This is a genomic window from Nocardia sp. NPDC051052, from assembly GCF_044456045.1.
Lineage (GTDB): Bacteria > Actinomycetota > Actinomycetes > Mycobacteriales > Mycobacteriaceae > Nocardia.
Map to the genome: position 1 here is coordinate 69,592 of NZ_JBITFL010000015.1, position 13,236 is coordinate 82,827.

Genomic DNA, 13,236 nt, shown 5'->3' on the forward strand with positions numbered 1-13,236 from the left:
CGCTATGCGTAAGCGAAGCGCGACTGCCGAGGCCGAGCTGCTCGACCCGTCCGGTGTCCAGCAAACCGCCGCTGCCTGATATTCAGATGGCAGAGAATGTGATCGGACGGCGTGCGCTGCTCGGCACCGCGGTCGCCGCGGGCGCATTGGCGGCCACCACGTCGTGCGCGGCACCGTCGGCCCGGATCGATTCCGCGCGCTCGATAGACCGCAGCGTGGAACTCGCCAGAGAGATGCTGCAGGTCGACTCGGACGACAAGGACCTGAAGCTGACGTATCTGCGGACGCTCATCGACACCGGTCTGCCGAAAACCGTTGCACCCAAACGGGTTCTGGTGATCGGTGCGGGTCCGGCCGGATTGGCCGCGGCCAACCTGCTCGTCGATGCCGGGCATCAGGTGACCGTGCTCGAAGCCAACGGCAGCCGCACCGGCGGCCGGGTCAAGACCTTTCGCGGCGTGTTCACCGACCCGAACCTCTACGCGGAGGCCGGTGCGATGCGCCTGCCGAGCGCCCATCCGCTGGTGCTCGCCCTGGCCGACAAGCTGGGTCTGCGGCGGCGGCAGTTCCACAACGCCGATGTCGCGCCGGAAGCGCGCTCCGCGTCCGTAACCCCCGTCGCCTACCGGTCGTTCACCGGCGAGCAATGGTCGAACGGTCCCGCCGCCGAGTTCCGGCCGCCACCCGCCGCGGGTCGCAGCCTGATCGACACGAATGGAAAGATCGTCAGCCGCGCGAACTACGCCGCCGATCCCATGATCGTGCACAGTGGCTTCGGTGTCGGCCTGACCACCCAGGCCCGGGTCGCGCTCGACCACGCCCTGAGCCGGGTCGCGGTGTCCGACGATTGGCCGATCGAACGCCGAATCGACAGCTGGGCAAAGGTTTTCAATAGGTACGAGGATTACTCCACCCATGGTTATCTGATGGAGCAGGGCTGGAGCCTCGGGCACTTCGCCGCGGTCGGCACCCTGGAGAACCTGACCTCCCGGCTGCACTACGGCGTCATCTCCGCGATGGTCGATCACACACTTATCCGTCCCGACGCCAGCTACTGGGAACTCGCAGGCGGCACCGCGACACTGACCGACGCGCTCACCCGGAAACTCGGTCCCGCCGTACATCAGGGCAAACGCATGACCCATATCGAACAGACCGACCGCGGCGTCAAGGTCTGGACCACCGCCGAAACCGGCAACGAGCATACCGATGGCCAACCCGTCGACCCGATCGAAACGTTCGAGGGCGACTACGTCATTCTCGCTATCCCGTTGACCGCCACGCGCTTCTGCACCTTCGATCCGCCGCTGTCCTACCCGACCCGGCGGGCCATCACCGAACTGCACCACGACGCGGCCACCAAGGTGCTGCTCGAGTTCAAGACCAGGTTCTGGGAGCAGGGCCCCGGCGGCTTCCGCGGCGGCGGCTGCGTGTCGGACTGCCCGAACCGGTTCACCTATTTCCCCTCCCACGTGCCGGAGGCCGAGGGCGGCGTCGTACTGGCCAGCTACACCTGGTCCGACGACGCCATGCGCTGGGATTCGCTCACCGACAGCGAGCGCGTGCATTTCGCGCTCGCGGGAATGCGCCGCATGTTCGGCCCCCGCGTCGACGCCGAATTCACCGGCGTCGGCCTGTCCCAGTCCTGGCAACGCGCCCGCTACGCCCTCGGCGAAGCCGTCATTCCCACTCCGGGCCAGCTGCACGAGCACCACGCCGCGACCCGCACGATCGAAGGCCGAATCCACTTGGCCGGCGACCACACCAGCCTCAAACCGGCCTGGATCGAAGGTGCGCTGGAAAGCGCGGTCCGCACCGCGCTCGAAGTCCATCAACGCTGAGGCGGGACGTGCAGATCGCATACGTCGTGTGGCACCGCGAGCAATGGCAGCGGATAAGCGGCGCCGCCAGGTAGCTCATCGAGAGCGGGTGCGCAGCTGGTAGCGGCGTTCGGCGTAGGCGAGGTCGTCCCGCCACAATCGGGTGGCGGTGTGATTCATCAGTGGTCGAAGCAGCGGCAGCGCGCGGCGCGCGTGGCGGAAACCCGGCCGGTCCGAATTCGCGATCACCGCCTCGACGACGGCGGTGCGCGCCTTGCCGTCCGGTCCGAGTCCCATTGGTGTGGCATGGGTTTCGACCACGCTGCCCGCCCCCTCGCCGGAAAGGATGCGCATCACGATGGTCCGTGGATCGGGGCAGGTGAACTCGGCTTCGACGGGGACGCCGAGGCTTCGGGTCACTCGGAAGGTCACGTTCAGCAGGAAACGGTGATTCTGTTCGGTGATATCCGTCAGCGGCGGTGTCTGCGTGACGTCGAGCCTGGCGAAGGAATAGGGATGGAACCACGCGCCGTGCCAGGGGTCGAGCCGGTTGGCGATGATGTCGCGCGGCTCGCACACCCCCACCAGCCTGGTGACGGCATGCACGGCAGTGTCCGCCGGGCGTGACTGGATAATCGGTGCGTCCGTGGGGGTTTCGCCACCCACGGCATCGAGGCGAACCCACGCGAGCACGCCGTCGTCGTGGCTGGGGAAAGCGCGCCAGCGCGCCGAACCGCCCGCGCCGACCCGCATCCCGTGCCAGCGGCAGATCAGCGCGGCATCCTCGACCTCCGCGAGGTCGAGCGGCGCGCCCAGATGTGGACACGCGCCGGGGCCGACATGCAGATCACCGGCCCGGTCGCGCCAGGCGACGATCTCGCGACCGCCGATCGTCGTGCCGAACGGGCGGTCGCCGCGCACGCCGGTGCTCGCGGCGAAGGCGTACCAGTTGCCCGAGGGCCGCTGCTGCGACCAGCGCAGCGCGGTCTCGATCAGCCGCGGGTCGGCCGCGTCGTAGGTCGGTTGCTGCCTGGCCCACTTCTCCGGCGAAAAGCGTTGCAATGGCGACTTTTCCAGCCACTTGGCGGAATATCGGCGGTTACTCATCGGGTACTCCTCTCCCGGGTCGCGAAGCTACGCAGTACCGCGGAACGACCCTGGACCGGGACCGTCTCCAGCGGGTGTCCGGCCGCACCCCACTGCCGCAGCAGCGCGTTCGCGGCGAGCCACCCGGTAGTCGCGGCCCGTTCCATCAGGGCGACCGGCAGGTCGACCCGAATGCCGTCACCGGCGAGCGCCAGGCGCGGGTGCGGGGTCAGCACGCCGGGCCGTCGAGCGAAGTCGCCCGGCGCGAACCGTGGGCAGTCCTGCCGCCACAGCATCCGCTCGGCGACGATCGGCGCACCGGCGGTCTCCGGATAGAGCTCGTGCAGGCGCGCGAGCAGCCGGTCGCGTAGATCGGCATCGGCGGCAGGCTTGCTCGATACCGCGTAGGCGTGCAGTTCGACCACGCTGCCACCGGTGCGGCGGGCCCATTCGGCGGCCTGGTGTTCATAGCGGTCCAGCACACTGATGTTGTCGAGTGGGTCCAGGCCGCCGGTGGCCAGGAAACCGGTCCGGTCGGCGCGTACCGGCCGGCCCAGCCACAGCCGGTGCACCGCGAAGGGCGGAGCCGTCGCCAATCCGGCTATCCGCGAACGCCATTCGCGGTCGCCGAGGGTGGGGGAGGCGGCGACGATGGTGCGTAGCGCGGCGACGTCCACGGCCAGCACGACCGCGTCCGCGTCGAGGACCGCGCCGCTGTCGTCGGTCACCTGGAACGTGGCGGCGCCGCCGACGTCGACGCGTGCGACGGACACGCCGGTATGGAATTCCACCTGGCCCGCGCGCCCCGGCACCTTCGGCGCGCTGAGGTACTCGGCGAGCGGGTTCCACAGGCTGACGTCGAAATTGTCCTGTGCCACATCGAAGATCAGGCCCTCGCTGGAACCCAGGAAGTAGATGTGGAACATCGCCGCCAGCTCGGCAGCGGACATCTGCCGCGGTTCGACGAAGAAGCTGCGGGAGAAAACGTCGAACGCCAGGTGGCGGGCGGCCTGCGGAAAGTTGATGGTGCGTAGGAAGGTTTCCGCGTCGAGGTGATCGAGCTGCTCGTAGATCCGCGGGACCGACACCGCGGCCAGCGGTGCGGCGGCCCGCGCGTTCATGCGGATCAGGTCGGATAGCCGAAAGGTCGGGCTGCGCAGGGCGAAGGCGAGCGCGTTCCACGGTGGGGTGCGCGGCAGGTGGCGGAAGGTGTCGCGGCGGCCGTCCGCGTCGACGAGCGGATAGTCGTCGACACGACGCAACCGAGTCAGGCGGGGATCGCTGCGCGCCAACAGTTTTCGGAGATTATAGTACTGCGCGAAGAAGGCGTGGAAGCCACGATTCATTCCCACGGCGGTGCCGTCGGCCAGTTGCTCGGTCCAACCCCCGGCTCGCCCGCCGAGATACTGTTCCCGTTCGAGGACATCGACGTGAAAGCCCCGTTCGGCCAGCCCGGTCGCGGCCGCGAGCCCGGCGATTCCCGCGCCGACCACCACCGCCCTCGGCCGCGTCCCGCCGGCACCGACATCGGACACTCCTGGCGCCCCCGGATGGTTGACTCTTCGCCGATCCCGACCGGTTGCCGGCTCTGCCACACCGTTTCTCACCGGGCACACCTTTCCTGTCGTTGCCGGGCGCGCTCCCAGCCGAGCAGCACCGCGGTCACCAAGGCGAAACCGAACAGGAAGTCCTCCACCGGGATATCCCACGGAAACCGCAGTCCGAGAATGTGATCAGGGTTGTAGCGCACGATCGGCGCGGTGCGCTTGGTCAGCCAGCCGTCGACCAGGATTTGGAAGCCGAGCACGATCGCCATGGACAGCCAGTATGCAGGGCGCCGGAAGAGCCCGGTCCGCAACAGTCGGCATTCGACGAGGCAGACGGCGCCGACGGCCGCGACGGCGGGCAAGGTGTAGCCCAGTCCGGTCACACTCATCCGCTGGTCTCCGCCCGTGCGCGCGCATTGTGCCTGCGGCCGAGCAGGTGCTCCACCGCGGTGAAGGTGAGCAGCCCGCACAGCGGGATCACCGCGAAGAACAGCAGCTCTTCCAGCGGCATCCCACCCGGCAAGCGCACGCCGAGCAGGTAGGCGGGGTTGAAATCCCAGACGTTCGCGGCGATCGCGAGCAGATCCCAGACGATGAACAATGCCACCGGCAGCACGGCGCCGAGCAGCAGCCGCGGCCGCCGGTAGACACCCGGTCCGAAGAACTCCAGCGGCGCGGTCAACGCCAGACAGGCGATCAAGAGGAAAAGATAGTGCCAGTGATCCATTGCGCTCCCTTATGTTTTCGGGAATCCGGGGCGTTATGCGGATGACCGCACGGGGTCGGCTTTGCGTCCTTGACGCGCCCACCAGGCACGCACCAAGCCTTCGACGCCGACCCGAACCCGTCGTCTGGTCCCCACCACGGCGCGCCGGCCGAACACTTCGAAGTCGTTGTCCTCGATGCGGCGCAGGATATCGGAGTACAGCACCAGCGCCGTGGCGACGCACGGGCGTGATCGCGGGGCCAACCGCTCGATCCCGCAGCGCGCGAAAGCATAAGTTTGCCTGGTGATTTCGTGCTGCGCGGCCAGCGCGCGGCGCACCCGCGGCTCCACCCGTCCGTGTTGCCTGCACCAGGTCAGCAGCTCCCGGTCGACGCCGAACACGGCCAGTTCATCGGCGGGCAGGTAGACCCGGTCGCGGGCCAGATCCTCGTCGACATCGCGCAGGAAGTTGGTGAGCTGGAACGCTTTTCCGAGGGCCGCCGCGTACGGCGCCGCGTCCTGCGTGGATTCCGTGGTGCCGAGAATCGGCAGGAGTTGCAGTCCGATCACCTCCGCCGATCCATAGACGTAGCGGTCCAGCGCGGCGCGGTCGGGATAGTCGGTGACCGACAGGTCCATTCGCATCGACGCGAGGAAGGCGTCGAACAGCTCGCGCGGTATCCGATAGCTGTCCGCGGTGTGCAGCAGCGCCGCGAGCACCGGATCGCCGTCGGCCTCGCCCGAGTTGAATTGCCGTGCCAGCGTTGCTAATCGGGCCGCGCGCTCGGCAGGGCCGAGGCGTTCGTCGAAGTCGTCGAGGATGTCGTCCGCGCGGCGGGCGAAGCCGTAGAGCGCGTGCACGCCGGGCCGCTGGTCGGGGGCGAGCAGGCGGGTGGCCAGGAAGAAGGTCTTGCCGTGCTGGGCGTTCAGGGTGCGGCACCGTTGATAGGACTGGCGTAGCGCCGGATCGGTGATCCGTGCCGCATCGAGTTCGGTGCGTGTCATCTCGAATGTCCGATCAGCTCGGGGAGCGGGTTGGGGTGGCCGGCCGCGACCGCGCACCGGCGGGTACCGGTCCGGTGATGCGGTCGGCGGCGAGACGTCCGGAGACCAGCACCGGCGGAATGCCGACGCCGGGCACGGTGGAGCCGCCGGCCAGCACCGCGTTGTCGATCCCGCGAATCATGTTGGCGGGCCGGAACGGACCGGTCTGGGCGAAGGTGTGCGCCAAGGCGAAGGGGCTGCCCGCGAGCATGTCCTTGGCGGCCCAGTCCTCGGGAGTGATCACCCGGAGTAGTTCGGCGCCGCGGATTGCTCCGGCGCCCAGACGATCCCGGGTGATGTCGAGTACCCGCTCGGCGTAGGCGGGACCGAAACTCGACCAATCTATCTGTCCGCGTTCGAGATTCGGTACCGGCGCGAGAATGTAGAGCAGTTCGCGCCCGTCCGGTGCCAGCGTGGGGTCGCTCGCGGTGGGACGGGTGAGCAGCAGCGAAGGGTCGGACATGACGCGGCCGTCCTGGATGATGTCGCGGAAAGCCGATTCCCACGCCGCGCCGAACAGCAGCGAATGGTGCGGGATATCGAGGGCACCCCGGTCGCAGGCGACATGCAGGATCGCCGCGGAGGGCGCGGCGCGCACCGGAATCGGCCGCCGCGAGCGATGGCCGAGCAGCTGGTAGGCACGATGTCGCTCGGTGGTCAGCACGATTGCGTCACAGGCGATTCGCTCGTCGGTGTCGGTATGGACGGCGTGCACTCCGGTGCTGTCGCGGATCAGTTCGGTGACCGTGGTCCCGTAGCGGAACCGCACGCCCGCGGTTTCGGCTGCGGTGGCGAGCGCGTCGGGCAGCGCACGCATCCCACCGCGCGGAAAGTAGACCCCCGCCATGGTGTCCATGTAGGCGATCACCGCGTAGGCGGCCAGCGCGCGATCGGGCGCGACACCCGCGTACAGCGATTGAAAGGTGAACACCCGCCGCAGATCCGGGTCGGTGATGAACCGCGCGACCTTGCGGTCCCAGCCGCCGAAGCCGCCCAGCGCGGCCAGGCGGGTCAGCGACGGCGTGGCCAGGGATAGCGGCGAGTCGAAGTTCGACGCGATGAAGCTGTCGAACTCCGCGTGATAGAGCCGAGTGAGCCACTCCCGCAGCCGCCGATAGCCCGCGGCTTGGTCGGCGCCGGCGAACTCGGTAATCGCGTGCACCATGGCCTGCTCGTCGCTGTGCACGTCGAGGGTGCGTCCGTCGGCGAACCGGGCGCGATAGGCGGGCGTTATCCGGTGCAGCTCCAGCCGATCCCGGGTCTGCTCGCCGACCGCGGCGAAGACCTCATCGATCAGATCGGGCATGGTCAGCACGGTCGGGCCGGTGTCGATCCGGTAGCCGTCCAGATCCAAGCGGCCCATCCGCCCGCCCGGCACCGACTCCCGCTCGACGACCGTCACCGTCCTACCCCGGCCGGCCAGATGCAGCGCGGTGGCCAGGCCCGCCAAACCGGCTCCCACCACCACGACGTGGTCCGTAGCGCCCTTGACTGTGCGCATCCGATGCCTCCTCTACAGCTGCCGCGCGGTGCACAGCAGCGCCATCTGGTCCAGAGCCGAGCGTTGCCCGAAATCGAGCGGTCCGGCGCGCAACGCGGTCCTGGCCGCGTCGACGTGCTCGGCGATCATCGCCTCGATGCGCTCGGGTGCGCCCGACCCGCCGATCAACGCCCGGCACCGGGCGATCACGGCCGGGTCCAGGACCGGGCGACTCATCAGTTCGAACAGTTCCCGCCGGGACGCCGGGCCCGCCGATTCCAAGGCAGCGACCACGACGCTGGTGGCCTTGCGCTGACCGAGGTCGCTGTCCTCGGGTTTGCCGGTGATCGCGGCCGAGCCGAAGATGCCGAGCAGGTCGTCGCGGAGCTGGAACGCCTCGCCGATGTGAGTTCCATAGTGGGACAGCATCTTCAGCGTGCCGTCGGGGCAGCCCGCCAGCGCGGCGCCCAGCTCGAGTGGTCGCTGGACGGTGTAGTTCCCGGACTTCGCGCGGGCGATGTCGAGCACCTCGTCCAGGGTGGGCCCGCCGCGAACGTCGTTGGACAGATCGCCGAACTGGCCGATCGCCAACTCGATCCGCATCGCGTCGTAGCCCGGCCACACCCGGGCCAGCGCCGCGGCTTCGACACCGCTCTCGCGCAACATCTGCTCGGCCCACACCAGGCACATATCACCGAGCAGCGTCGCCGCGGCAGCGCCGAATCGGTTGTCCTGGTTGCCCAAATGCCGTTCGGCCAGGCGAATATGTGCCGCGGATTCGCCGCGGCGCAACACCGCGTCGTCCATCACATCGTCTTGCAGCAAAGCGAACGCGTGCAGCAGTTCCAGGCTTGCCGAGGCCCGCAACGCGGCACCGTCCGGTTCGGCGCCACACAGCCAGCCGAGGTACATGAACGTCGAGCGCAGGCACTTGCCTCCGGTGGCGTATTGGCGCAGCACGTCTTCGACGCCTGCCGTGCGCAGGCGGTCGATCCGTATCCCACCGAGGAAGTCCGCGACCTCATAGAGCACGCGGGTCCGCACCTCGGCCCGCCAGCTTTCGAACTCGCCGACGCCGGCGGTTCGGCTTCGGGTGGACGATGGCCACGACGCGTCGACAGAAACGGTGCTCACCGGCGGTTCCCTTCTCGAATGCCCCGCACGCCGCGCCCGTTGCCGGTTGCCGCGTCCGGTGCCGAACTGAGCTGCGCGAGCTGGTCCGAAATCGTGTCGAACGGTGTGTGTTCCGCCATTTCCGCGGCCAACCGCCGGGCGGCGAGGCGGTAGCCGCCGGTGCTCAGCACGCGGTCGACGGCCGCGGTGAGCGCGGCGGGCCGCGGTCGGCCGGTGCCGAGGTCGATCCCGGCACCGAAATGCGCTACCCGAGCGGCGATTTCCGGTTTGTCGGCGGTGTCGCCCGCGACGATGACGGGCACGCCGTGGCTCAGCGCCTGCTGCACGCCGCCGTAACCGCCGTTGGTGATCATGAGGTCGACGTGCGGCAGCAGCTGGGAGTACGGCACGACATCGCATATCCGCGCGTTCGCCGGAATCGGCCCGAGCGGGGCTGCCGAACCACCGGTGGTGGCGACTACCAGGACCTCGGCGCGCGGGCTCAACGCGGCGAGCGCCGGGCGAATCAGTCGGCCGAAATCGGCGTTGTCCCAGGTGCCTTGGGTGACATGGACGACCGTTCGTGCTCGCCGCAGCTCCGCCCACCACGGTGGCAGCGCGGCGTCCACGGCCGACGACGCCGGAATCGGCCCGGTGAACACCACCGACGGCGGCAGATCACGCCGCGGGTATTCGAAGCCCGGCACGGTGAACTGGAGCAGCCGGTCGGCCAGCTTCGGCCAGTCCAAAAAGAAGACCGGCGCCTGCTCGACCCCGAGTGCGCGCAGGGTCGCGTCGAGCCGGGCCTGATCGTCGCGAAACAGCACATGGTGGACGAATCGGTTCATCGCCGTGTAGTCCTGCCCGGCCTGTGGTCGCCGGCCCATGCCGAACGGCGGTGCGTCCATGCTGGACAGGGTCAGCGGAACCACTCCGCAGGCCAGGACCGGTGGCCGCGCGCGTCCGGACAGCAGCAACGGAATCGCCCCGGTGTACATCACGTCGACCAGTACGGCATCGAACCGTTCGCGTGCCAAAGCGGTTGCCAGCGCGTGGTATTGGGCGGCCAATGGAGCGAGAAGGCTCGACCGCAACTCCGCCCGGCCGGTGCGCCAGCGCCCGATCACGCCGGGCAGTCGCCCTGGTGGCGGTCCGGCCGACGCGGGTCGCGCGATGTCGGCGAGGGGCAGTGGCTGAACTCCGGCGTTGGCCGCCGCTGGATGAAACGTTTCACCGGCGAGCAGTCGAACCTCGTGCCCGCGGCGGCGGAGGTCGGCGGCGATCGCGAGCATGGGCGTCACATGTCCGGGTATCGGACTTGCCGCCAACAGGTATCGGGCCATCACGCTATCCCTCCGCTGAGCTGACGCGACACCGCTGGCGAGGCTGTTTACCGCGACGCTCGCGAGGTAGCCGGTGGGCGCGCGCATCGTGAGCGAGCTCGGGGTATTTACCCACGCGACTCCCTCCGAAACGGATCTGTTTATTGTACCTCAAGTGATGCAGAAACGATGCAGCAAGTCGGTCAAACTATTTCAGAAACTTAATCACATCGCAACCCCGGTTACGTGTCGACGCCGGGCACCGCTGCGGCGCGGCACAGTTCTTCGATCGCCTGCTCGAGCGATTCGGCCTGCTGCACGCCCATCAGGCCGGTAGCTCCTGCCCATCCCGGCCCGACCAGCAGCACCTGCGCGGACGCGGCGCGGGCGACGCGGACCGATTCCGGTCGCGCGGTGGCGTGCACCTGCGACCACAGCGCCAAGACGGGCGTGCCATCGTGTTTCGACAGCGCGCTGATCAGCGCGTCATCGGGCACCGACTGGCCGAGGAACACGGCGGGCACGCCGCGCTCGGCCAAGGCCGCGCGCAGCACTTCGAGCGGAATCGTGTGGTACTCACCGTCGGTGCAGGCGAGCACGACCCGACGGAGCCGCTCGGTGTCCCGCAGTGGCGGACTCACCCGGTGTAGTCCGGCGACGACCGCCCAAGAGAGCGCGTGCTCGACGTCGACATCGCCCCCCGCGGCATGCTGTCGGCCGACGACGGCCGCAAAAGCGGGTCGGCACAACCGATTCCAGGTCGCGATCACGCCGTGGTGGGCGAGGTGGGCGGAGATCGTCGCCAGTAGTTCCGTGGAATCGAGTCGCACCGCCGCGGATATCACGGGTTCGATGTCGCCGAGCGCGGGAACCGGAGCGTCGACCGCCCGCGCCGCGTGCGCCGCGCTCTCGGGACTCGCGCCCGCGCGCACCAACTCGACCATCCTGGCGATGATCGCCACATCGTCGGGCGTGTAATGGCGATGCGTGCCCGGACGGTGCCGCGGCGGCCCGAGCCCGTACCGCTGATTCCAGCTCCGCAGCGTCGCCACCGGTATGCCGAACCGGCGAGCAACCAAACCGATGCGGTACTCGACCCGCGGCGCACCCTGCTCTCCGGCTGTCATCCAGGGTGCGCTCCTTCGCGAGTAGGCCTACTTCGAGCATAGGCGCTACGATGCAAAAGCGATGCATATATCGCGGCTTGTCGCCACCGCTGCCGAACCGCTCAGTTCGCCTCGCGCGCCGGCGCGCCGTCGGTCAGTTCGGTGAAGTAGGTGCGCATCGCGCCGACGACGGCCGTGAGCACGCGATGGGCCGCGAGTAGATCGGCCTCGGGAAGGTCGGCCATGGCCGCGCGGGTACGCAAGCCGAGAGGGGTGAAGAAGGAGCTGGCGACTTCCATGCCGTGCTCGTCGTAGCGGAGTAGCACCTTGCGGCGATCGCTGGTGTCGGTCTCGCGGCGGATGTGGCGCGAGCTGATCATTCGATCCACCAGGTAGGTGATGGCGGCGGGAGACACGCCCATCGAGGTGCCGAGGTGTCCCGCGGTCAGCGGGGTGCCCTCGGCGTCGGCGGTGGCGATGTGCGTCAGCGCCCGGAAGTCGTTGGGACGCAGATTGTTCGACTGGGCGAAGACGTGCCCGAGTTGCTCGGCGGCGGTGGTGAGCGCGCGGATGTCCAGGGCGATCTCGGTTTCCAGGCGGTCGCGGTCGCCGTGCTCGGTGCTGCTCTCGGCCGGGTTATCGATGGGCATCGGCGTCCTTTCTGTCTAGATCGCCAGAATATCCGCCGGTGCCGCGCAAGTTGTCGCTCATGGGCATTGCTCGTGGTGCTTCTCGCGGCGTCGACGGCACTCATGGGATTCATCGGCGGCAACGACGCGGCAGGTCAGGCGCCGCGATCACTGCCCGATTCGGCCGAATCGGCCAGGGCCGAGCAGGCACTCGACGCCTTTCCGGGCGCCGATGTCGCGTCCGCGATCGTGGTGGCGAGCCGTTCTGATGGCGCGGAGCTGTCCGCGCCGGACCTGGCGGCCGCCGACGCGGCGGTAACCCGCATGCTGGCCGTCGAGCAGCAGCCCCCGTCGGCACCTGACCGGCCCGCCCTCGTGCCTGCTCCGGATCGCAAGGCCGCGATCGGCCAGGTTCCGGTCGATGCCACCCTGCGCTACATCGTCGAGCACGGCGCCGCCGCGCAGGTCGTCTTCGATTACAGCGAGCCGCCGTCGGCGCTGCCCGCCCAGCACCAGCCGATGGTCGAGGCGCTGGCGAAAGTGATGGAAGGCCTTGGTGAACCATGGCTGTCCCTGTTCACGGCGGCCGCGTGCTCCGTGCCGCGCACACCGGCAGGCTGACGGACTTGGCGCCGTAAGGATTCCGTTAATGTGGTTGCCCTGGTTACTCGCGGCGATGCGGTATCGGGATGTCGGTCGCCCTGTAGGAGAGGGCACATGTGTCCGTCACGCTTCGCGGCAACACCGGTACGCGGCTCGATCACGTCACGATGGCGCTCGGCTGGGACCCGGTGCGCCGCGGCCGCTGGTTCGGGGGCCGCGCCAGGGACATCGATATGAACGCGGCCGCGCTGTTGTTCAGCGGCGAGCAACTCATCGATGCCGTCTACCATGAGCGGCTCACCTCGACCGACGGCTCGATCCGGCACCTCGGCGACAGCGTCAACGGGGAAGGCAAGGGCGACAACGAACTCATCGCGGTCGACCTCACCCGGTTGCCGCTCCAGGTGACTGCGGTGATTTTCCTGGTCACCTGCTACACCGGCCATTCCTTCGCCGAGATCGAGAATGCGTTCTGCCGGTTGGTCGACGGCGGGTCGGGCACCGAGATCGTCCGCTACGAACTGCACGGTGAATCGCATACCGGGCTGGTGATGGGCGCCATGCGCCGCACCGATGACGGGGGTTGGACGTACCACGAGATCGATGCGGGCATCACCGCCCGGCATCCGGCCGAGGCCGCGCCGCAGGTTCGGCAATATCTGTACTGATCGCCTCCGCCTGCCGACGGGCGCCGAGGTTCGGTCCCAGCGCGAACGCACAAGAATCTTGATCTCTTGTTGTGGCGCGCGTTACAGTCCTACTCGCTAGTAACTGGGGCGG

At 68.8% G+C, this 13,236-nt stretch carries 13 protein-coding genes; 3 read left to right on the forward strand and 10 right to left on the reverse strand.

Translation table 11 applies throughout. The features are described 5' to 3' along the window. Nucleotides 1-86: 86 nt before the first annotated feature. Nucleotides 87-1,841, forward strand: a complete 1,755-nt coding sequence (locus tag ACIBCN_RS37150) for a flavin monoamine oxidase family protein (RefSeq protein WP_396996678.1) — start codon at nt 87-89, stop codon at nt 1,839-1,841. Between the two features lie 75 nt (nt 1,842-1,916). On the opposite strand, the gene ACIBCN_RS37155 is transcribed toward ACIBCN_RS37150, so the two are convergent. The 10 genes from ACIBCN_RS37155 to ACIBCN_RS37200 form a co-directional block, all read right to left on the reverse strand. Beyond that, complete coding sequence (locus ACIBCN_RS37155) at nt 1,917-2,927, reverse strand: DUF5914 domain-containing protein (protein WP_396996679.1); 1,011 nt, start codon at nt 2,925-2,927, stop codon at nt 1,917-1,919. Then, nucleotides 2,924-4,441, reverse strand: a complete 1,518-nt coding sequence (locus ACIBCN_RS37160) for an FAD-dependent oxidoreductase (RefSeq protein ID WP_396996680.1) — start codon at nt 4,439-4,441, stop codon at nt 2,924-2,926. The genes ACIBCN_RS37155 and ACIBCN_RS37160 overlap by 4 nt, the downstream gene beginning before the upstream one ends. Before the next feature lie 68 nt (nt 4,442-4,509). Further along, nucleotides 4,510-4,836, reverse strand: coding sequence for a lycopene cyclase domain-containing protein (locus ACIBCN_RS37165; protein WP_396996881.1), 327 nt, complete (start codon nt 4,834-4,836; stop codon nt 4,510-4,512). Between the two features lie 2 nt (nt 4,837-4,838). Further along, nucleotides 4,839-5,180 (reverse strand): lycopene cyclase domain-containing protein, encoded by a 342-nt coding sequence (locus ACIBCN_RS37170; protein ID WP_396996682.1) that lies wholly within the window; start codon nt 5,178-5,180, stop codon nt 4,839-4,841. Nucleotides 5,181-5,213: 33 nt separating this feature from the next. After that, nucleotides 5,214-6,164: a phytoene/squalene synthase family protein gene (locus ACIBCN_RS37175; RefSeq protein WP_396996683.1), complete on the reverse strand. Its 951-nt coding sequence runs from the start codon at nt 6,162-6,164 to the stop codon at nt 5,214-5,216. Between the two features lie 13 nt (nt 6,165-6,177). Next, nucleotides 6,178-7,704: a phytoene desaturase family protein gene (gene crtI, locus ACIBCN_RS37180; RefSeq protein WP_396996684.1), complete on the reverse strand. Its 1,527-nt coding sequence runs from the start codon at nt 7,702-7,704 to the stop codon at nt 6,178-6,180. Nucleotides 7,705-7,716: 12 nt separating this feature from the next. Further along, nucleotides 7,717-8,817, reverse strand: coding sequence for a polyprenyl synthetase family protein (locus ACIBCN_RS37185; protein WP_396996685.1), 1,101 nt, complete (start codon nt 8,815-8,817; stop codon nt 7,717-7,719). After that, entirely contained in the window at nt 8,814-10,139 is a 1,326-nt protein-coding gene (locus ACIBCN_RS37190; protein ID WP_396996686.1) for a glycosyltransferase, read from the reverse strand. Before ACIBCN_RS37190 ends, ACIBCN_RS37185 begins: the two co-directional genes overlap by 4 nt. A gap of 221 nt (nt 10,140-10,360) precedes the next feature. Further along, nucleotides 10,361-11,245 carry a MerR family transcriptional regulator gene (locus tag ACIBCN_RS37195; RefSeq protein WP_396996688.1) on the reverse strand — a complete coding sequence of 295 codons (885 nt, stop codon included), beginning with the start codon at nt 11,243-11,245 and terminating at the stop codon, nt 10,361-10,363. A 101-nt stretch (nt 11,246-11,346) separates the two neighbouring features. Next, nucleotides 11,347-11,874 carry a MarR family winged helix-turn-helix transcriptional regulator gene (locus ACIBCN_RS37200; RefSeq protein ID WP_396996689.1) on the reverse strand — a complete coding sequence of 176 codons (528 nt, stop codon included), beginning with the start codon at nt 11,872-11,874 and terminating at the stop codon, nt 11,347-11,349. A 72-nt stretch (nt 11,875-11,946) separates the two neighbouring features. Here ACIBCN_RS37200 and ACIBCN_RS37205 point away from each other — a divergent pair, with 72 nt between their 5' ends. Beyond that, entirely contained in the window at nt 11,947-12,474 is a 528-nt protein-coding gene (locus ACIBCN_RS37205; RefSeq protein WP_396996690.1) for a hypothetical protein, read from the forward strand. A gap of 98 nt (nt 12,475-12,572) precedes the next feature. Further along, a complete protein-coding gene (locus ACIBCN_RS37210) occupies nt 12,573-13,124 on the forward strand; it encodes a TerD family protein (RefSeq protein WP_396996691.1) in 552 nt (183 codons plus the stop codon). Nucleotides 13,125-13,236: the final 112 nt, after the last annotated feature.